This window comes from Sphingomonas sp. GM_Shp_2 (genome assembly GCF_026540875.1).
Taxonomy (GTDB): Bacteria; Pseudomonadota; Alphaproteobacteria; order Sphingomonadales; family Sphingomonadaceae; genus Sphingomonas; species Sphingomonas carotinifaciens.
Genome location: NZ_JALNUQ010000041.1, coordinates 1 through 19516, shown reverse-complemented (window position 1 = coordinate 19516; position 19516 = coordinate 1). Strand labels below are relative to the sequence as shown.

Annotated in this window: 22 protein-coding genes; 11 read left to right on the top strand and 11 right to left on the bottom strand. The window is 60.8% G+C overall.

The window, feature by feature from the left end:
- The first annotated feature begins 11 nt into the window (after positions 1-11).
- From OXR08_RS13670 to OXR08_RS13650, 5 genes are all read left to right on the top strand, one after another.
- The gene (locus tag OXR08_RS13670) at positions 12-722 is read left to right on the top strand and encodes a polysaccharide biosynthesis/export family protein (RefSeq protein ID WP_267350622.1); all 711 of its coding nucleotides are present in this window, start codon (positions 12-14) and stop codon (positions 720-722) included.
- A 9-nt stretch (positions 723-731) separates the two neighbouring features.
- On the top strand, positions 732-2936 hold the full coding sequence (locus OXR08_RS13665; protein ID WP_267350620.1) for a polysaccharide biosynthesis tyrosine autokinase: 2205 nt from the start codon (positions 732-734) through the stop codon (positions 2934-2936).
- A gap of 74 nt (positions 2937-3010) precedes the next feature.
- The gene (locus OXR08_RS13660) at positions 3011-4171 is read left to right on the top strand and encodes a hypothetical protein (protein ID WP_267350618.1); all 1161 of its coding nucleotides are present in this window, start codon (positions 3011-3013) and stop codon (positions 4169-4171) included.
- Between the two features lie 96 nt (positions 4172-4267).
- Positions 4268-4603: a hypothetical protein gene (locus OXR08_RS13655; protein WP_267350615.1), complete on the top strand. Its 336-nt coding sequence runs from the start codon at positions 4268-4270 to the stop codon at positions 4601-4603.
- Between the two features lie 77 nt (positions 4604-4680).
- Positions 4681-5286: a sugar transferase gene (locus OXR08_RS13650; protein WP_346731911.1), complete on the top strand. Its 606-nt coding sequence runs from the start codon at positions 4681-4683 to the stop codon at positions 5284-5286.
- Between the two features lie 67 nt (positions 5287-5353).
- Here OXR08_RS13650 and OXR08_RS13645 read toward each other — a convergent pair whose 3' ends face one another.
- From OXR08_RS13645 to OXR08_RS13630, 4 genes are all read right to left on the bottom strand, one after another.
- Positions 5354-6532 carry a DegT/DnrJ/EryC1/StrS aminotransferase family protein gene (locus OXR08_RS13645; RefSeq protein ID WP_267350611.1) on the bottom strand — a complete coding sequence of 393 codons (1179 nt, stop codon included), beginning with the start codon at positions 6530-6532 and terminating at the stop codon, positions 5354-5356.
- A gap of 573 nt (positions 6533-7105) precedes the next feature.
- A complete protein-coding gene (locus tag OXR08_RS13640; RefSeq protein WP_267350609.1) occupies positions 7106-7690 on the bottom strand; it encodes a recombinase family protein in 585 nt (194 codons plus the stop codon).
- Positions 7691-8135: 445 nt separating this feature from the next.
- A complete protein-coding gene (locus OXR08_RS13635) occupies positions 8136-8354 on the bottom strand; it encodes a hypothetical protein (RefSeq protein WP_267350607.1) in 219 nt (72 codons plus the stop codon).
- Between the two features lie 286 nt (positions 8355-8640).
- Positions 8641-8919, bottom strand: a complete 279-nt coding sequence (locus OXR08_RS13630) for a hypothetical protein (RefSeq protein ID WP_267350605.1) — start codon at positions 8917-8919, stop codon at positions 8641-8643.
- A 384-nt stretch (positions 8920-9303) separates the two neighbouring features.
- Between OXR08_RS13630 and OXR08_RS13625 the strand changes: the two genes are divergently transcribed.
- Positions 9304-9417 (top strand): DUF4158 domain-containing protein, encoded by a 114-nt coding sequence (locus OXR08_RS13625; protein WP_267350603.1) that lies wholly within the window; start codon positions 9304-9306, stop codon positions 9415-9417.
- Between the two features lie 69 nt (positions 9418-9486).
- On the opposite strand, the gene OXR08_RS13620 is transcribed toward OXR08_RS13625, so the two are convergent.
- Complete coding sequence (locus OXR08_RS13620) at positions 9487-10542, bottom strand: replication initiator protein A (protein ID WP_267350601.1); 1056 nt, start codon at positions 10540-10542, stop codon at positions 9487-9489.
- A gap of 942 nt (positions 10543-11484) precedes the next feature.
- Between OXR08_RS13620 and OXR08_RS13615 the strand changes: the two genes are divergently transcribed.
- Positions 11485-11727 carry a hypothetical protein gene (locus tag OXR08_RS13615; protein WP_267350599.1) on the top strand — a complete coding sequence of 81 codons (243 nt, stop codon included), beginning with the start codon at positions 11485-11487 and terminating at the stop codon, positions 11725-11727.
- Positions 11728-11878: 151 nt separating this feature from the next.
- Here the strand turns inward: OXR08_RS13615 and OXR08_RS13610 are convergent, their stop codons facing one another.
- Entirely contained in the window at positions 11879-12205 is a 327-nt protein-coding gene (locus OXR08_RS13610) for a hypothetical protein (protein ID WP_267350597.1), read from the bottom strand.
- A gap of 12 nt (positions 12206-12217) precedes the next feature.
- On the opposite strand from OXR08_RS13610, the gene OXR08_RS13605 reads away from it, so the two are divergent.
- Positions 12218-12999 (top strand): IS5 family transposase gene (locus tag OXR08_RS13605; RefSeq protein ID WP_267350595.1). Its coding sequence is split into 2 segments (ribosomal slippage): positions 12218-12557 and positions 12557-12999, totalling 783 coding nucleotides; the frame shifts between segments, so codons are not numbered across the junction.
- Between the two features lie 81 nt (positions 13000-13080).
- Positions 13081-13734 carry a ParA family protein gene (locus tag OXR08_RS13600; RefSeq protein WP_267350593.1) on the top strand — a complete coding sequence of 218 codons (654 nt, stop codon included), beginning with the start codon at positions 13081-13083 and terminating at the stop codon, positions 13732-13734.
- Positions 13735-13871: 137 nt separating this feature from the next.
- Here OXR08_RS13600 and OXR08_RS13595 read toward each other — a convergent pair whose 3' ends face one another.
- The gene (locus tag OXR08_RS13595) at positions 13872-14039 is read right to left on the bottom strand and encodes a hypothetical protein (RefSeq protein WP_267350591.1); all 168 of its coding nucleotides are present in this window, start codon (positions 14037-14039) and stop codon (positions 13872-13874) included.
- Between the two features lie 357 nt (positions 14040-14396).
- Complete coding sequence (locus OXR08_RS13590; RefSeq protein ID WP_267350656.1) at positions 14397-14729, bottom strand: type IV secretory system conjugative DNA transfer family protein; 333 nt, start codon at positions 14727-14729, stop codon at positions 14397-14399.
- A 624-nt stretch (positions 14730-15353) separates the two neighbouring features.
- On the opposite strand from OXR08_RS13590, the gene OXR08_RS13585 reads away from it, so the two are divergent.
- Complete coding sequence (locus OXR08_RS13585; RefSeq protein WP_267350589.1) at positions 15354-15494, top strand: hypothetical protein; 141 nt, start codon at positions 15354-15356, stop codon at positions 15492-15494.
- Between the two features lie 107 nt (positions 15495-15601).
- Here OXR08_RS13585 and OXR08_RS13580 read toward each other — a convergent pair whose 3' ends face one another.
- The 3 genes from OXR08_RS13580 to OXR08_RS13570 all read right to left on the bottom strand — a co-directional run bounded on the left by OXR08_RS13580 (position 15602) and on the right by OXR08_RS13570 (position 16854).
- A complete protein-coding gene (locus OXR08_RS13580; protein WP_267350587.1) occupies positions 15602-15913 on the bottom strand; it encodes a hypothetical protein in 312 nt (103 codons plus the stop codon).
- A 370-nt stretch (positions 15914-16283) separates the two neighbouring features.
- Entirely contained in the window at positions 16284-16511 is a 228-nt protein-coding gene (locus tag OXR08_RS13575; RefSeq protein ID WP_267350654.1) for a conjugal transfer protein TraD, read from the bottom strand.
- Positions 16512-16548: 37 nt separating this feature from the next.
- Positions 16549-16854 carry a conjugal transfer protein TraD gene (locus OXR08_RS13570; protein ID WP_267350585.1) on the bottom strand — a complete coding sequence of 102 codons (306 nt, stop codon included), beginning with the start codon at positions 16852-16854 and terminating at the stop codon, positions 16549-16551.
- A gap of 166 nt (positions 16855-17020) precedes the next feature.
- Here OXR08_RS13570 and traA point away from each other — a divergent pair.
- On the top strand, positions 17021-19516 hold a 2496-nt coding region (traA, locus tag OXR08_RS13565), incomplete at its 3' end, for a Ti-type conjugative transfer relaxase TraA (protein ID WP_267350651.1).

The following is a 19516-nucleotide window of genomic DNA, read 5'->3' as shown; positions in this document are numbered from 1 at the left end:
AGCTGCAGCGCATGCGACAACTTTGTACCATTTTTCTTGTCGCGACGTTGCTGGCCGGGTGTGCCACCCCGCAGCCGTTGACATCGACGGAACAGTTGACTGTGGTCGATACCAACGGCGTTCTGCCGCCGCCTGGCCGGGGTGATCTGACCGCAGGGGACCGACCTGCGCTGATCGGCCCACTCGATACCATACAAGTCGACGTGTTTAACGTGACCGCGCTCAGCCGCGAGATCCAGGTTGATGCCAGTGGACGTATCGCCATGCCGCTGGCAGGTACGATCGATGCGCGTGGCCGCACGGCAGCCGAATTGGCAGAAGCAATCGAAGCAGCGCTTCGCCAGCGGTACGTCCGCAACCCGGAAGTGATTGTTAACATCAAGAACTCGGTTAGCCAAGTTGCGACAATCGATGGCCAAGTGAACGAACCCGGTTTGTATCCCGTCACCAATCAGATGACCTTGATGCGCATCATCGCGTCAGCACGCGGCATGTCTGAATTCGCGCGACAGGAAGAAGTGGTCATTCTGCGCACGGTGGGTAACCAGCGCATGGCTGGCTTGTACAATGTCGCAGCAATTAGGCGGGGCGCGTATCCCGATCCTGCGATCTACGCGAATGACGTCATCATCGTTGGGGATTCGCCGCAACGCCGTCTGTTCCGCGATATTATATCGGCATCTCCGCTACTTGTGGCGCCGTTGATCACAATTCTGAATTAAAGGCCCGGCATGAACGATATGACTTCGACTCTGCCGGCCAGCCACAAGCCCGCACCGCGCGTGATTGTGGCCGAAGAGATTCCGATTGTGCGGCGTTACCTGCGCATCGCTCTGCGCTGGCGCTATGTCATTCTGGGCGTGATCGCGGCGTCGCTGCTGATCGCGCTGATCGTGACGCTGCTGATGACGCCGCGCTACACCGCCGCCGCTACGATCGAGGTGTCACGCGAATCTGGGCAGGTCACCAATTTCGAAGGTGTGGAACAAAAGGAAGGCACGGCGGACCAGGAATTCTACCAGACGCAATATGGCCTGCTGAAGTCGCGATCACTCGCGGAGCGGGTGGCCACGCAACTGCGGCTGGTGGATGACCAGAAGTTCTTCAACCTGTTTGGCGTGAACGACAGCGCACCTGCGCTGCAGCTGGCGAACGGCCGTTATCCGGCATCGGGCAGAGCCACGCGGCAACGGATCGCGGGCGAAATCCTGTTGCGCAATCTGGGTGTGGAGCCGACCCGGATGTCAAGGCTGGTTGAGATTCGCTTCACCAGTCCGGACCCCAACCTTTCCGCCCGCATTGCCAATGCCTGGGCGGAGAATTTCATTCAGACCAATTTGGAGCGCAAGGTTCAGGCGACGTCCTACGGCCGCGACTTGCTTCAGCAGCAGCTTGCACAGCAGAAGCAGCGGCTCGATGAATCACAGCGCCAGCTCGTCGGCTATGCCTCGCAGCAGCGCATCATCAACCTACCTGCACAGGGCGCCGGAGAGAATACTACCGCCGAGCGTTCGATCGTCGCCGACAATCTGGCGTCGTTGAACGGCGCCCTGTCCCAAGCGACGGCGGATCGCATCGCGGCCGAAGCGCGCTATCGCGAAACCGGTGGGTCGGGCGCCTCGACCGAGGCATTACGCAACGGCGCGATCAACGGCCTGCGTCAGCGGCGTGCCGAACTGGCGGCCGAATATCAGGAACTGATGACGCAGTTCGAGCCGGGATATCCCGCCGCGCGCCAGATCAAGTCGCAGATCGACCAGATAGACCGCAGCCTCGCCAACGAGGAGCGGCGGGTTTCAGGATCGATTCGGGCCGATTATAACAGCGCGGTCGAGCGCGAGCGCGGCTTGCAGAGCCAGGTGGAACAGCTGAAGGCAAGCTATCTCGACCTGCGTCGCCGCTCGATCCAGTACAATATCTACCAGCAGGAAGTGGACACCAACCGCACCTTGTATGAAGGGCTGTTGCAGCGCTTCAAGGAGATCGGGGTCGCCGGCGGTGTTGGCGTGAACAACATCTCGGTGGTCGATCCCGCCGACGTGCCGCAGGGCCCGTCCAGCCCGCGGCTGGCGCTCAACCTCCTGATCGCGCTGCTGGCCGGCACGATTCTGGGAGCGGGCATAGCCTTCCTGCTCGAACAGATCGACGAAGCGATCGCAGATCCGGCAGAAGTGGAACGGCGTCTGGGGCTGCCGCTGCTGGGATCGGTGCCTAAGGTGGAGGGCGTGGAGCCGCGCGACGCGCTGCTCGACCGGAAGTCCGACTTGGTTGACGCCTATCTGGCCGTGCAGACCAATCTGGCCTTCACGACCGAACATGGCGTGCCGCGCTCGCTGTCAGTTACCTCGACCCGGCCGGCCGAAGGCAAGTCCACCACCGCGCTGGCGATTGCCACCACCCTAGCGCGCGCGCAGCGCAAGGTGATCCTGGTGGATGGCGATATGCGCTCGCCATCGGTCCACTTCTTGGGTGGCGTGAATCACGACCGTGGCCTCAGCAATTTTCTGAGCGGTCAGGATGCGATCGCGCCCCTCCTGTTCCAGATGCGCGATCTGGGCTTCGATGCCATGTCAGCTGGGCCCATTCCGCCCAATGCTGCCGAACTGCTAACCGGCAACCGCTTCGCACTGCTGGTCGAGCGGTTGCTGGAAATCTATGACCATGTGGTGATCGACTCGCCGCCGGTGATGGGACTGGCTGACGCGCCGCTCATTGCCAGCCGTGTGGAAGGCGTCATCTTCACCGTCGAATCGCATGGCATCCGGGCGACCATGGTGAAGACGGCGCTCGGCCGACTGGCCAGCGCCAACGCCCATGTGCTGGGCGGCGTGCTGACCAAGTTCGAGGCGCGCAGGGCTCATCTCGGCTACGGCTATGATTATGGTTATGGTTATGGACGTGACCGTGCGGCCAACACGAAGGAAGTGACCGAATAATGGCGCGTTTGGGCGCCGCATCTGGGTCAGTGCGCCGATCGCCGCTAGACTGGGGGGTACGTGGAGTGCTGGCGGTGAGCGCCGCTTGGCTCGGCTATGGCGCGATCAGCCATTCGCTGGCTAATGCCCTTCGCAGTTCGTCACCCGAAAGGGCATATCAGCTGGCACCCGGTGATGGGCAGATCGCCGCCGCATTCGCCAGCAACCTGTCCGGACCGGAAGCAACGCGGCAGGACCGCGCCCGCGCCGATGCGCTGGCGCGAGCGGCCCTGCGGCGTGATCCGGTGACGGTTCCCGCATTGTCGACACTGGGACTGAATGCGCAAATACGCGGCGATACGGCTGCCGCAAGGCGAGCTTTCGCCTATGCGCAAAAGTTGACCCGTCGAGACTTGCGCACGCAATTGTGGGCGATCGAAGATGCTGTGGCACGCGGCAACATTCCGGAAGCGCTCAAACAATATGATCTGGCGCTGCGCACTGCTCGTGAGGCGCCGGACCTTCTGTTTCCGGTGCTCGCCAGCGCCATCGAGGAACCGTCGGTGCGGCGGGAACTGGTGCGGATGTTGGCAAGGCAACCGCCTTGGGGAGGTGATTTCGTCATCCATGCTGCGGCCGTCAGTCCCGATCCGCAAGCGACGGTCGCCTTGCTGAACGGCATGCGCGACGCCGGCATTTCGGTGCCCGCGTCGGCAAGCGCACGCGTTGTCGACGCCTTGCTGACGCGCGGCGATGCGGAAGCCGCCTGGCGATATTATACCTCCCTATATCCTGGCATCGAGCGTCGCAAATCACGGGATCCTCGCTTTACCGCCCGTCGCGTTGCGCCGGCCCGGTTCGACTGGATCCCGGTGGACGATCCCAACCTGACTGCCACATTGGAACCATCGGATGCGGGCGGCCGGTTCGACTTTGCCGCTTCTCCCGGCAAGGGGGGCGCGGTCCTACGCCAAACGCAGGTCCTGTTGCCGGGCGATTATGTGATCGAAGGCGTAGCCAGTGTCGAACAGGCCGATACTCCTCCGCCTTATTGGGTGCTGTCGTGCGCCAGTGGATCCGAATTGGGGCGGCTTGATGTGGCGCCAACGGGCAAGCGGTTTGCTGGAAGTATTCGTGTACCGTCGGGATGCCCAATCCAGGTTCTCGCGCTGGTAGTGCGCCCCTCCGAGCGGCTGGGAGGGGTAGCCGGGCAGGTGACAGAGGCCCGCGTACGCCCGGCGCCGGTGCGACCCTAATCGATTCTTACCCGTCCTTCCGCATCGTATTCCTCGCGTGCGACCATTAGTTTGTCCCAGCCGGCGATGGGCCGGCGCTGCTTGATGGATGTCAGCATGATGCGCTTTCTTGCATGTCTTCTCGCGCTGGTGATCGCGGTGCCCGTCGCCGCACAGGATAGTTTATCGGATCCGCAAGCGGAGACGCTGCCGCCGGTGACCACGCCTCCAGCCAATCCGGTGGTCGCCGGCCAGCGGCAAAGTTTGGAGCAGACCGCACGAGAAGCAGGGATCAAGCCGATGGCGCGCATCGGCAACCGCATCGAGAATCGCATCCAATCCAGGATTAACAACCGCCTCGAGCGCAGCTATCGCCCGTCTACCAGCGGCACGGCACCACATATCACGGCGGGTGAGCAGGTGCGCCGCCCGACCCAGGGGACACGCCGCTGACAGACGGCGTAATAGTGATTTTTGGGTCGATGTCTGGCCTTTATCCGGACCAATTATAAACGTTGGAAGGCACGAACGTGAAGCGCGCTTTTGATCTGGTCGCGGCTTTGGCCGCCTTGACCCTGTTCAGCCCCGTGCTGATCGTCGTGGCCGTGCTAGTGGCCACGAAGCTGGGCCGCCCCGTTCTTTTCCGGCAAGTTCGTCCTGGGCGGCACGGCCGGCCTTTCACCATGTTCAAGTTTCGCACCATGTTGGACGCGCAGGACGAGCAGGACCGTCCGTTGCCGGATCACCTGCGTTTGACGTCGTTCGGCCGGCTGCTGCGCTCGACCAGCCTCGACGAGCTGCCTGGGCTGCTGAACGTGATCCGCGGCGACATGAGCTTGGTCGGTCCGCGTCCGCTGCTGATGCAATATCTCCCGCTCTATTCCGAGGAACAGGCTCGCCGGCATCTCGTCCGCCCGGGACTAACGGGTTGGGCGCAGGTCAACGGGCGCAATTCGTTGGATTGGACCAGCAAATTCGTGCTCGACACCTGGTATGTCGACAATCGTACCTTTGCGCTCGATCTGCGCATCCTGTGGATGACAGTTCGCAAGGTATTGATACGTGATGGGATCACCGGCGAAGGGGAAGTAACGATGAGTCCCTTCACCGGCAATCAGCCCAAGACTGGTGGTTAACTGCCGCTGACAGATTTCGACATCGTGTGACGCACCAAGCGCACTCGCCATCGAAACCGCGCCGGGTTCAGCGCGCCGCGGCGCCCAGCACCCGGTCAATCGCCTCGACCGCACAGTCAAGCTCGGCGTTGCTCATAGTCGGGTGGGTCAGGAACATGAGGCTGGTTTCACCCAGCTCGCGCGCATTCGGCAGACGCGCCTCCGGGCGATAGGGCGTGCCGTCGAACGCCTTTTCCAGATAAACCTCGGGGCAGGTGCCATGCAGCACCTGTACGCCCGCTTCGTTCAGTGTGGCGACGATCCGATCACGCGACCAGTCGCCAGCCAACCCCTCGGGGCGGACATAGCCGTACAGGCGATAATAAGCGTGACGCAGACCCGCCGCCGGGGCGGGAACACGCACCACGTCCGGATGGCGCGCTAGCGCATCAGAAAGGCGCGTCGCGATCTCCGTGCGGCGTCGGGTCCACTCCGCGATGCGGCCCAACTGGATGCGACCGATCGCAGCCTGCACCTCTAGCATGCGCCAGTTCGTGCCGAAGCTTTCGTGTACCCAGCGGAAGCCCGGCGCATGTTCACGCTGATAAACCGCTTCCCAGCTCTTGCCGTGATCCTTGAACGACCACATCATCGACCACAGGGCCTTATCATTCGTCGTGACCATGCCACCTTCGCCTCCGGTGGTCATAATCTTATCCTGACAGAAAGACCAAGCGCCGATATGGCCGATACTGCCTACCCTTCGGTCCCCAACCATCGCACCGTGTGCTTGCGCGCAATCTTCAATCACCGCTAGATCGTGCTGAGCGGCCAAGTTCATGATCCCATCCATGTCGCACGGCCAACCAGCTAGGTGAACCGGGATCACGGCACGAGTGCGCTCGGTAATACAAGGCGCAATGGTAGCCGGGCTGATGTTGCCACTATCGCGATCGACGTCGGCGAAAACCGGCACTGCTCCAGCGGTTACTACACAAGATATGGAAGCTATAAAGGTACGTGGAGTAACAATTACTTCATCACCAGGACCAATCTGTAGCGCCTTTAGCGCTACGTCGAGTGCAAGTGTGCCGTTCGCAAGTGCCACGGCATGAGAAGTGCCAGTCCACTCGGCGAACTCTTCTTCGAACGAACGCCCAACCCCTCCGGTCCAGTAGTTCACCCGGTTTGACCGAACGACATCCGCTACAGCTATCGCTTCCTCATCGGTGAAGTCTGGCCAGACACTTTTTTCAATAGCTTTCATATTGTACTCTTTACTTATGAACCTTGGTGAGTCCGATGTTAATCGGCCACATACCAAGAGCGGGGTCTCGAAACCTGATTATTCTGCGCTTTCTAGAAAAAAAAATCCATCCCCGCTTCCGGGGCAATCATGAGTAGAATATGTGACCGCCGAGTAACGAGGTGCCGATCAATGGCATTAGCTAAAGCTTTTCCGTTGCCGTTGGCACTGGCGCATAATAAAATGAGAAGTGCTGATCGACACCAGCGGGCGATACTCCGTACCTAACAGGTGCGTGTGTTCCCCTTCGATCATGTGCAGACAATGCGCGATGCGCATCACACCAGCTCCTTCGAAAAATTCCGCTCAGCCGCCAGCTGCTCAATCTTGACATACAGATTTTTATCTTGGTGTTACCAGCGACCCTGGCTGCTTTGGTCGCACTCGAGAAGGTCGTGGCCATGCCATTTGATCGCTTCCCGCTTCCGCATTGCCATTATTGTTAGTGGATGCGCGGCTTGTGTAAAATTCATGAGATATCAGTGCTCAGTAACGCAGCTTATTAGCTTATTAGCTTATTAGCTTAGCATGTGACTAAGGCTTGTCGAGGGCGGTCCATCCGACACGCCTGAGGCTGCCAATCAGGGTAGATCGAGCGATGCCGAAATTTCGGCACACTGCCGCCTTGCTGGCGCCGCCCGCCAGCGCCGCGTTGATCGCCTCCATCTTTTCGGCATCGATCGCTGGCGGCCTCCCGCCTTGGCGCCCTCGACGCTTTGCAGCAGCAAGGCCCGCCATCACCCGCTCACGCGTCAGGGCGCGCTCGTATTGTGCCAGCGCGCCGAACAGGGAGAATAGCAGCTCGCCATGCGGTGTGGCGGTATCCATCTGCTCGGTAAGCGAGCGGAAAGCGATGCCACGTGTTTTGAAGTCTGCGATGATCGACAGGAGGTGCGGCAGCGACCGCCCGAGCCGATCCAGCTTCCAGACAACGAGGGTGTCACCCTCATCCAGGTAGGCCAGGCACGCTTTGAGGCCGGCCCGATCATCGCGCGTGCCGGACGCCTTGTCAGTGTAGATGTGCCTTGCATCGACACCTGCCGCCAGGAGCGCGTCGCGTTGCAGATCAACCGTCTGGCGGTCGTCGGCTGACGACACCCGCATGTACCCAACCAGCATGTACGACAAACCCCAGAAAGTACGTTGTCGCACACTACACCAAACCGACAGGGTTTGTCGCATGCTTTAGGAGAGCAAGAAGCTATGCGAGCAGGTATGTTGGCAAGGATGTCGACAATCATGTGTTTTCCGACAGGTTCAAGCGTCCCGTTTCCCCGTGGATCCGGCGCAATTTCGGGAAAAGGCAATCGGGAACAGAATCTGGGAATGTCCGCCCCCGGTGGCCCTAATCTGACTTTGCGGGATGCACCGTCGTTCTCGATCAACCTTCGTCGTCTAATCGCACTGGTTGCAAGGCTTATGTGAGATGTCGTTGCCGGAAACTTGTCGTCTTCGCGGTCGGCATAGGCCGCCGCATGATGGGGCTTCGCGGATAACCCTTCCTATGTTTGTGGCGCACTCGATCGCGCTGGGGCGTCTAGTGCAACGAACGTCGCGGAATGGATCAGCCTACGTCCCGGCAGGACGTGTCGTTGGCGCCTTGCGACGCTGGCGAGCTGGGGGTCAGGCTGTGGCGGGTGACGAATCGCACCTCAACTAGATTGCCGGGCTTGGCGAACTCGTCGGTGTGGCGCGCAGACAGGGCGGAGGCCACTTTCATGGCGTGCCCAACAATCGCTGCTTCTTCCGCATCGTTGACTTCCGCGATCTCGACCATCGTCATCAGGTGCTCTCCTCGCCTCTGAATCTATCCTGACCTGACCGAGGTTCGCCGGCCAAGTCAGGTCAGGATAGCGCGCGCCGCGAAGGCCCCCAAGAGGTCAGGATGCCCCCAAACAGTCAGGTTATTTCCCCCAATTCGACAGGTTGCTGCCCCCATCCCGTCAGGCTTCTTCCCCCAAGCCGTCAGGATGCCCCCAGCCAGTCAGGCTACTTCCCCCAATTCGACAGGTTGCTGGCCCATCCCGTCAGGCTTCTTCCCCCAAGCCGTCAGGATGGAGGTCCACGACTCACGGATTTCTGCGGCTTTGCGCGTCCTGAATCAGAATCTCTTGAATCAAAATCGCTCCGCTGCATGGCAGCAGTGTTTCTGAGATATATTTTAGGAAGAAGATCAGGAGGCCCGAAGCTGGTGGCTCGGTCCCCATCCCCATCCCCATCCCCATGTCTCGCCGCGCTGGCTGCCCGCCGTCCGTGTCGCAGTCGGTGAAACGGTGTTCGACGAGGCGCTCGCGCAACTCACCATCCTTCACGGTGACGATCCCAGCTACCGCATCGAACGCGCCCATCTTGCCAATGCGGTACAGGTGGCGTGGAGCGCCATGCGCAAGGGCTGGCAGCCGGCCGAAGGGGGCGTCTCAATGATGCGGCGAGGCAGGTGTGACAGTATCGAGATCGTAGTGGATTAGCGACCTCGTCGATGTCAGGGTGTCCGGCGGTTGCGGCGATTTCCCTGATCTTACGACCGAGCGGACCGTGGCGCTTGGTGCGCTTGATCCACACCGTGTCATGACGCTGCTTCGTGCAGCCGACCCTGCGGCGTTCTTCACGCACGATGAGTTTCGCAGCACGGCCACAGGACCCAATGACCGGGTCTGGCATGTGCGGCTTGCCATAGCGGCAGAACGCGCCTGCTGGACTTTCCGGAGTCGTTCCCGGACCTCGCGATCGCGGTGTTGAACCGGATCGGCTTCGCGCTGCAACTATGCTCGCTGCGCTACCCCGGCCGGATGCTGGCACCAGGTGAGGTCATCCCGCAGACCGTGTCCGCCTTTCTCGGCGCCTAGATGGTGGACAAACAGGCGGCGGTCGGTTTACCTGCTACCGGCGTGCGAGATGACCTGTTGGCACCGCGATCAGCTCGGCCGACCGCGCTTCTCGAACCAACTCTGGCAAAATTTGACGAAATGACGCTCAGGATTGCGCGGCTCAATCTCCGTCTCGCCTACCCATGCACGCCACTCGTGTTCGAGATAATGCACGTCCCAAGCAGGCGCAGCGTTGCGCGCATCGCCGTACACGTCGGGATCGAGGCGGCCGGTCCAGGGTTCCGTCATTTCGGCGACTGCCGGCGACGCCTTCATGGTCCCTCGGTTGGTGAACGTTACCATGTCCGAGGCAGGATCGAACGCCACCAGATAATCGGGGAGGTGATCGCTGGCGGCCAGCTCGCGCACCATCTGGCGGAACCGCTTTTCAGGACTTTGTGACCCCGATTTTTTCCATAAGATATTGAGGCTGATTTTGAAGCTCGATTGTTGGCCGCAATGCTTGCGAGCTAGCTCGTATATCCGCCGTTCGATCGGCTTGCGGAGCCTGAAATAGTCACGGTGTAGCGTGAGCACTTCGTTGGACCGGATTGCGTTGAACACCCAATCGGACAGAGTGATTTCGCACGAGATAAGGCGACCATCGAGGCCGTTTTTGTGACGGATCGACGATGACTCGATCAAACCAAATATGTCCGTTTGTTCTTCATTCCCGGTTCGTATGTTGGTTGAGATAGTCGTCCCACGTATCCGATCAATTGCTTCGCGGAGGGCTTCATAGTCCTTCCCTGCCGTTCCGCGGTTAGCGAATATCAGAAGATCTCGACTATTGATACGGACACGCCTAGACACCGGCTCGCCCTTTTTAAGTTTAGCCATAATTTGCGATATGCAGTAGATCAGAATGTCTTTATCATATATCGTCGCGAGGCCCTTCACGCTTGGCGTGATTTCAATCCACTGTCCATTATGCTCATACCGCCGAATGGACGTGTCGGGCTTCTTAGTTAGGGAATAAAAGGGATGCTCCATTTGCGGCATCACATCCTTTAGGACCGCATCACCTACGTCACAGATGAAAAGATCATGCTGCGGGTGCCGTTCCGGCAGCAGCGGGGCTAGCTTCGGGGTTTCGGTGTCCATACCTTTGTTTTCGGGGTTTCGGTTACCACCGTCAAGCCTTTCGGGGTTTTAGTTACTGGCCATCCTAATTCGGGGTTTTAGTTACCTAGTGCTAGATTCGGGGTTTCAGTGACCAGCCTATTATGTTCGGGGTATCAGTGACCCTGGTCAGGGTTTTAGTTACCGAGATTCGGGGTTTCAGTTTCCAACCCGTGAAGAAAGTGTCGATTTTCTGCGGGTTTGAATGCCATTTTCAAACCCTTAACCCAGATTCTAACCCAGATATAACACACACACGCGCGCAAGATCGAACCTGCGCAAAATTCTTAAACGACACAGCTAAAATCGTGAGGACAAAGCTCGTCTCTTAAAAAGCATGCTTCCAACTCCTCGCTTCGTTGGCTCAAACACGCTTGGCGCACTCTCGCACTCAGCGGTCGCCAGCTATAGCCTGCTTTCGGCCAAAGCCTTTGCTACGCCCCGACATCACTGATGATCAGCAGGTTATCTGATGGTTGGGTCCGGACCCAAGCGGATCGTTGTGACCAATCGCGCCGATGGATTGAACCAAGCCCGCATATTCCTGAATGACGGCATGTTTAAGATTTGAGAAACACAGTGCATTTTCCAAACAGCATCAAAAGCAAAAGCTTATTCGCTTATTCGCTTATTCGCTTATTCGATTAATCTTATAAGATGGCTGCTCGCGTTGTTCGTGCGAAATTGTGGTCTATTTCGCTGCGTTCCGATAAACCCGTGACGTCGTTCGACAAAAGGGGAAGTAAGCACCGCCCCCCTTCTCCTGCAACGACAATAAACCGGGCCATAGTTCGCTGCGCCGCGCCTACACCACTCCGGCAGATTCCTGCTGCCCCTCACCCCTGCTGTTCGAACCGCGGGATGTCCCCTACCCTCCCGCATATTAGTCGCGATCAACTTCAGCAATTCCAATGGTAGGGCAAGATGATGGGCATCGAGATCTTCATCCAGCTGGATTTGGTGCACGCGACCAGACATAGGAAAGCGCTTAAACGGGTCGCGATCGGACTTAGTCTGGTCAGGCCATACACGTCATCAAGTCTGACAATGAGCCTTGCCACGATCGTGCCGATCTTAGCCGCATCCGAGGCTATGCCCCATGCTCGTCTCAACACCGCCGGCGAGCTGACGCGGCCGAAGAAACAGGTGGCGTGTCTGTTCAAATGAGAGTGCGAGGCGTGCAGCTACACGGTATGGACTACCCGCAAATAGCTAGAGCCGGTCGGCACGGCGTTTTGCTTGGCCGTAGATCATAGAACGCTGAGTTATGATCTGCTCGATAGCCCGATAATGGCTAGGCGGCGTGGACAAATTCAGTTCATGCGTTGGGGCGTGTCGTAAAGGGCGGACGATCGCCCATCACGATACCAACCTTTGCGTTCAAGTGGATTGGCAACGCTTGGACCAGCTTGGGCATTTCGTCGTCAGGTAGCGGTTTCAAGATCAAGACGGTCAGGCCGTCATCATCTTCCTCGATTGCGATGGGAGGGTAGCCGCGCTCTGCAAGGTGAGCGACGGCAGCAGCCTCATTCTCGGGCAGAACGCCGAATCTCGTCGGTACCGGCTTTCCCATTTTGTTTGTTTGCCGCCCATTTCGCCGTTGTGCAATTGACGCCGCACCCTTCCGTTGATTCAACGCTGCCATTTGGAGGCAGGCGTGAGCCGGGGCGATCTCACTGAGACGGAATGGCGCATTCTAAAGGATCTGCTGCCGATCGAGCGCAAAATGCGCGGTCGAGGCAGGCCGCCCGAACAGAACCGCTCTATCATCAATGGCATATTGTGGCGGCTGCGATGCGGGGCACCGTGGCGCGATGTCCCGCCGAAATACGGAAGTTGGAACACCATCTATCGGCGGTTCCGGCGGTGGAGCGAAGCAGGGGTCTGGGAGATCGTGGCGGTGACGTTGGCCGAGATCATGACGGACACCGGCCACTACAGCATCGACAGCACCACCGTCCGCGCCCACGTCTCGGCAGCGGGCGGAAAAGGGGGACTCATCGACGCGCTCTTGGCCGCTCGCGGGGCGGGTTCACCAGTAAGCTTCACTGCCTGGCTGACGCCCTCGGGCGACCGCTCGCCTTCCATCTGACGGGCGGCGAGGCGGCAGACTGCAAGGCCTATGATGCCCTGATCGTTCTGCCAGAACGCGCACCCAATGCCTTGCTCGCCGACAAGGGCTACGATGCCGACGCTATCCGTGCCGACCTTGCTAAACGGAAGATCGAACCCGTCATCCCCGGCCGGTCAAACCGACGGGTGAAGATCGAGCATGACCGGACACTCTACAAGCAGCGCAACCGCATCGAGCGTATGTTCGGCCACCTCAAGATCAACCGCGCCATCGCCACACGCTACGATCAGCTCGCCAACAGCTTCCTCGGCATGGTCCATCTCGCCACTGCCAGATACTGGCTCAAATTTGTCCACGCGGCCTAAACGATAAATAACTTTACGACTAAGCGGTTAAGCGCTATAGGTAGCTTATTCGCTTAGTGGGGTATTAGTGGGGTAGCTGTCATGCAGGTTTGGGCCGTGATCGCGCAAAAAGGCGGGCAGTCAAAGACGACCCTTTCCACTGGGTTCGCCGTCGAGGCGGCGAGGGAAGGAGCTTCTGTCGTAATCCTTGACGCCGACGACCGGCAGGGATCAGCGCTCTACTGGTCGGAACGCCGCGACATGGACGATGTGATGGTGAAGGATAGCAGCGTTGCCGGCTTGCCACTCCATGTCTCGCGCGGGCGTGCCAGCGGCAAGATTGACCTTATCATCATCGACACGCCAGCGAACTCAAAGGATATCGCCATGCTCGCGGCAGAGCATGCGGATTTCGTCATCATCCCTGTCACGCCGCGCGGGTTGGACGTTCATTCGGTCTTGCAGACCGTGAAGCAGGTCCAACAGGCGGGCACGCCTTTTGCGGTCATCTTGACCCAGGTGCCGCACCAAGGCGGGGAGCGGCAGGAGGCACATGCCGGTTTCGCGGCAAAGGGCGTGACGCTGTTCGACAGCCGCCTCCACTTCCGCAAGGACTATTACAAGGCGACGCCGCTCGGGCGGACGGCGGCTGAGACAGAGCCAGACAGCAAGGCGGCGGCCGAATTGCGAAGCGCCTTTGACGAAGCTAAGCGACTAAGCGGTTATACGACTAAGCAAATAAGCGAGGTGGCATGATGGCGAGGAAACCTTCCGCGCTAGCCGGCATTTTCGATGATCAGCCTAAGGAACCGACACAGCTACCTGATGTCGAGCCTGCCCGGATGCCCCAGCAGTCGGCATCCCCGCACCGATTGCGGCGCGATGTAGACACGTCAGCGCCAGCCAAACGCGGCAGCCATCCTGGCAAGAAGCCGGTGTTGATCCATATCCCCGAGGACATGCACCGCACGTTGCGCCAGCTTAGCGTCGAGGAGGGCGGTGAACCGCTCACTGTGATCACGGAACGCCTGCTCCGCCAGTATCTGGTCAAGCGCGGGCATACTAGGTTCGCGCCATGAGCCGCACGATTCTACTTCCGAGTTCAACCTGTTCATCCGGTGCTGGCGACCTACTGCCCCGCGACCAGCGCAAGGTCATAAAGGGATCCTCCTCGTTCTAGAAGCCCAAGCAGTTGAAGCCCATTGAGGATAGAAGCTTGGACGACGAGGCGTAGTGCGCATCTAGCCAATCCCCGATTGTGGCATGGCGGTGATCTGGAATGTCGATATTCTGATTTGGGCGACATCGACCCTCAACCGCATAAAGCAGCAGGCTTGAACGACCTGCCGCGCACGCCGACACCAAACAGTCTCGCGGCATGACGCTGAACCTATCCAACTGCGTTTACGAGGGCATCGTCAACGAGAAGTCGCTGCTAACCATGCACCCCGACTACTTCCCTGTCCAAGGGGCTGGAGCGGGCACTGTAGACCGGCGCGCTGGCAATCGTCTGTGCGTCCTTCCCCAAGTCCGGGCAGGTGGCATCGAGCCACGCCAGGGGTCGTAGCGAGCCGCTGGGGTTTGGGAGACCCCAAAGGGTCTAGGCACCCCACATTGCCCTTCCGGCTGAGCGTGCGGGCTGTGACGCGGGCATTCTCGCCCTTGGGGTTGACGTAGATCACTGAGCGGTCGAGCAGCAGTAGATTCGGGATGGTCGTGCCGATGCCCCTTCCTGATCGGGTAGGTGCCATCGGCAGCAGATGCGCCGGACCGTCGTAGCGGAGCAGCCTGCCCGACCTTCTTGAGCAGCCGATGATGAAATCGCCAACCTTCTCCAGCTTGCGTGACTCCTTTCGGCCGCCGCAGCGGGCCGACCCATCAGCATATTGCCGCGCTTTCCTCGGGAGCATTGACCAAGCTGGCACTCATGCCAACGGGCGAGAGCGCGGCTTCGGCAAGAGCGGCAGTGTGCAGCAGGATGCCAATCTCGCTACCGCGCTCGATAGTTACCGCCGCCAATGGCCACCTGCACGGGGCCAGCAGAGCCCGCTGCACCACGTGAAATCGACAAGCTGAAATTTGCGGGTGGGGGCGGCAAAAAGGGAATAAAGCCGCCCCGCTGCCGCACAATTTTGGGAGCGCGCAACAGCAGCGGCCGAGCCGCCCGAAATGACAAGTAGTGCCCGCAGCTTGCGCCGGAAAGCCCCTTGGCACGTGCCAATATGATGCACCGCTAGGTGTGCAGTCCCGCCACGGGTGGGGGAGACGGGTCCGTTAGGCTGTGAGCCGACCGATGGGAAAGGTATTTTCGGCTCGTGAGCGTCAAAAGCGCCCGCGGGCGGCAATTCCTCTGTTAACCCCGAAAGGAAGGAGCGATGACTGACCGCAAGGTGGGGCTGAAGAACTTCCGTCCTGACCGCCTCAACGTCCAATGGCATCATTCATTCTTCCGCATGGCGAGCCATAGGAATGCGATTGGATCGATGTCGACGAACTCGATGAATGAACAGGTCTAGCCATTAGGCTTTGATGAGGTCGGCGCCGCGGGCGGCGAGCCAGACGGTACCGTCCGTTTGTAGACGGAGATGATAGCGGCAGCGCCGGCGGCCGGATTGTTCATGACTCAACCTTTCCGGGGCTTGCAAGTCAGCCGCCTGTTGTTGGCGGCGACCTTGCGCCGGTAGTACTTCAGCGTGGCTTGCGTCCCGCTGAGTGCAGTCGCGCCCAGCCCGCCATTCATCAGGCGGGTCTGTAGCTCGATCGCGGCGCGGACCTTCTCCGTCACCATCAGTTCGGCTTCCTCGGCACCGGCCGATCCGCCGACTGCGATGCGGGTCATGCGCAGCGCCATCACCGTGCTGGCCTCCGCGCCGAGCATCCACATGTCGAACCCCGCCTTCATCCAAGCGCCGTAAGCCTTGCGTGCCTTCGTCATAAGGGTGCCTCCCGTGGGTCATGCCGGTTCGTCAATAACCCGGCCGCGCCCTCCAAGAAGCCACAGAACAGGTCTGGAGCCGAAAGACACAAAGCCAAGGGGCAGGCCAGACCCGTAGAGGGCGTGGCTGTTGATCCTGATCTCACTTGGATGATGGCGGGCCGAGCGCCAGCCTGATCGGACGGCGCCAGATGAGCAGCACCGTGGCGAGCGGATCGAGCGCGCTCAACGCTATTTAATAGACGATCATCCAAGTTGGGGCGTCATCGAACACGATCCCGACGTGGACGAGGTGCAGGGTATACGTGATCGTGCCGATCGCGAAGCCGGCGACTAGCACGCTGACGACGATCCGACATGATCAGCCGGTTCATGCCGTCGTCTTCCCTGCTTCCGTTTCCGTGTCGAACGCCCGCTTGCCACGACGCTTCCAGAGGGCAAGCGTGGCACTGAGATCATCACTTTGCGCCTTGCCGACCAGCTCCAGCAGCGCGCCGTAGATGGTCGCGCGATCGTCGTCGGCGAGATCGACCAGTCCAGCCTTTTGGACCAGACCGCCAAGCTCGATCAGATGACGGGTACGTTCGCGTCGCTGCACCATCCACTCTCGCGTATCGCTGCGCTGTCGACCAGCCTCAGCCCGCCGGATCGCCAGTGCTGTCCGTGCTAGCGCTCGCAACGTCACCGCCAGTGCGCTTTGCACCTTTGCGCCCGCGTCCCTGAAAGAAGGCCGCGCCCCGGGTACGCCACGCCTCCTTTCGGCCGGCATCACTCGACCCGATGGCGGCAAGCAGAACACCGGCCAGTGTCTCGGCATCGAAGGCATCCGCACCGGTTGCGACAACCAGTTCGCCGAGCTGCTGAACCTTGCGGGTTCGCAACGCCTTGGCCTTGTCACCGAGCGCTTTTAGTTCAGCGTCATAATCGCGCACCTTGCGCATGGTGCCTCCATCGATTGACTAAGACACCAGGCTAACAAACGAAGCGGGAAGAGCAACCCGGATCATCGTGGTCGGCCCGGTCAATCAGGAGATGCACAGCAGATCGTGAGTGCGCGCTTATACGTCGTTGCCGACGTGCGCTAAGATGTGCATGATAGTAGTCGCGATGGCGATCTATCATTTTTCCGCCAAGGTGGTCAGCAGAGGTAATGGCTCCAGCGCCGTTGCAGCTGCGGCCTATCGCTCTGCATCCGCGTTGCAGGATGATCGCCTTGGGCGCGTACACGACTTCTCGAACAAAGCCGGCGTCATCCACTCCGAGGTCATGTTACCGGAAGGCGCGCCGGAGCGACTGTCGGATCGCACAGTCCTGTGGAACGAGGCCGAGAGAGGAGAGAAGCGCAAGGACGCACAGCTTGCCCGAGAGGTTGAGTTCTCAATCCCGCGTGAGATGACGAAGGAACAGGGCGTTTCACTCGCTCGCGACTTCGTGCGGGAGCAGTTCGTCAAGCGCGGGATGGTTGCCGATCTCAACGTGCATTGGGACAAGGCCAAGGACGGCAGTCCCAAGCCGCACGCGCATATCATGATGACGATGCGCGAGGTAGACGGCGACGGGTTCGGCAAGAAGGTGCGCGACTGGAACGCTACCGCGCTATTGCAGCATTGGCGTGAGGCATGGGCCGCGCATGTCAACGAACGGATGGCGGAGCTGGGGCTGGAAGCGCGGATCGATCACCGCAGCTACGAGGTGCAGGGAATCGCGCTGGAGCCGCAGCACAAGATCGGCCCGGCGGGGATGCGCCGTGAGGAGCGCGGCAAGGATGCCGAACGTGCCGACGATCACATCCGGATCGCACGCGAAAACGGTGAGAAGATCATCGCTGATCCGAGTGTCGCGTTGGATGCGATCACGCGTGGGCAGGCGACATTTACGACGCGTGATCTGGCGGCGTTCGCGTTCAGGCATTCGGATGGCAAGGAGCAGTTCGATGCGGTGATGGGGGCGGTGCGCGCCAGCCCCGAGCTTGTGGCATTGGGCGAAGACGGACGCGGGCAGGCACGGTTCACCAGTCGCGAGATGATTGTGGTGGAGGAGCGGCTGGAGCAGGGCGCAGGTGCACTGGCTGCACGTGATGGGCATGGCGTAGGCGTGCGTCATGGCCAGGCAGCGATCGAAGCCGCGGCGAGCCGTGGGATGGTGCTATCGGGCGAACAGCGCGCTGCCTTTGATCACGTCACAGGCAGCGCCGACCTGTCGGCGGTGGTCGGCTATGCCGGCAGCGGCAAGTCGGCAATGCTCGGCGTTGCACGCGAGGCATGGGAGGGGGCCGGCTACACTGTGCGCGGTGCGGCGCTGTCGGGGATCGCGGCGGAAAACCTGGAGGGTGGGTCGGGGATTGGATCGCGGACGATCGCAAGCCTCGAATACCAATGGGCCAAGGGGCGCGAGCACCTGACCTCGCGCGACGTGCTGGTGGTCGACGAGGCCGGGATGATCGGCACGCGGCAGATGGAGCGGGTGCTATCCCATGCCCGCGAGGCTGGCGCCAAGGTGGTGCTGGTCGGTGACCCTGAGCAGTTGCAGGCGATCGAGGCGGGCGCGGCGTTCCGGGCGCTTGGCGAGCAACACGGTGCAGTGGAGATCACCGAGATACGCCGGCAGCGTGAGGACTGGCAGCGGGATGCCACACGTGCGCTGGCGACCGGGCGGACGGCGGAGGCGCTGGCCGCTTACGGCGACCACGGCATGGTCCATGTGGCCGAAACGCGGGAGGATGCACGGGCGGCGTTGATGACGGGCTGGGATAGTGAGCGACAGGCGGCTCCGCATGCGACGCGGATGATCCTCACCCATACCAATGCCGAGGTGCACGACCTTAATCAGCTTGCCCGCGCACATGTCCGGGCCGGGGGTGGGCTCGGCGCCGATGTGACGGTGTTGGCCGAGCGCGGCGAGCGCCAGTTTGCGACCGGCGACCGGATGATGTTCTTCCGCAACGATCGCGGGATGGGGGTAAAGAACGGCACGCTCGGCACGCTGGAGCAGGTGTCGCCCGAGCGGATGAGCGTCCGTCTTGATGATGGCCGGCAGGTGGCGTTCGACCTCAAAGACTATGCCCATGTCGATCACGGCTATGCCGCCACCTTCCACAAGTCGCAGGGGGTGACGGTGGACGCCACCCATGTGCTGGCGACGCCGGGGATGGATCGCCATTCGGCCTATGTCGGGCTGTCGCGGCACCGCGGCGGGGTACAGGTGCATTACGGGCGCGACGACTTTGCCGACGAAGGCAGGCTGGTGCGCACGCTGTCGCGCGAGCGGTCCAAGGACATGGCGGGCGATTACCTTGCCGAGCGTCGTGATCCGGTGCGGGCGTTTGCGGACCGGCGCGAGATCCGGTTGCCCGAGCTGGCGGTGCAAACTTCACCGCCCAAGGCGCGGGGCATGTTCGCCGGCTTCCGGCCAACGCCGGTGACGGAGAGGGTGCGGATGCCCGAGGCGTCGATGCCGGCGATCGTCGGTAAGTCCGCGGAGGTGCAGGGGATCGAGCGCTATGCCCGTGCGGTAGCCGATATCGAGCGGATGCGCGCCAAGGGGCTGCCGGTGTTGCCGCACCAGGAGACAGCGTTGCGCAAGGCCGGCGAGCGGCTGGACGGG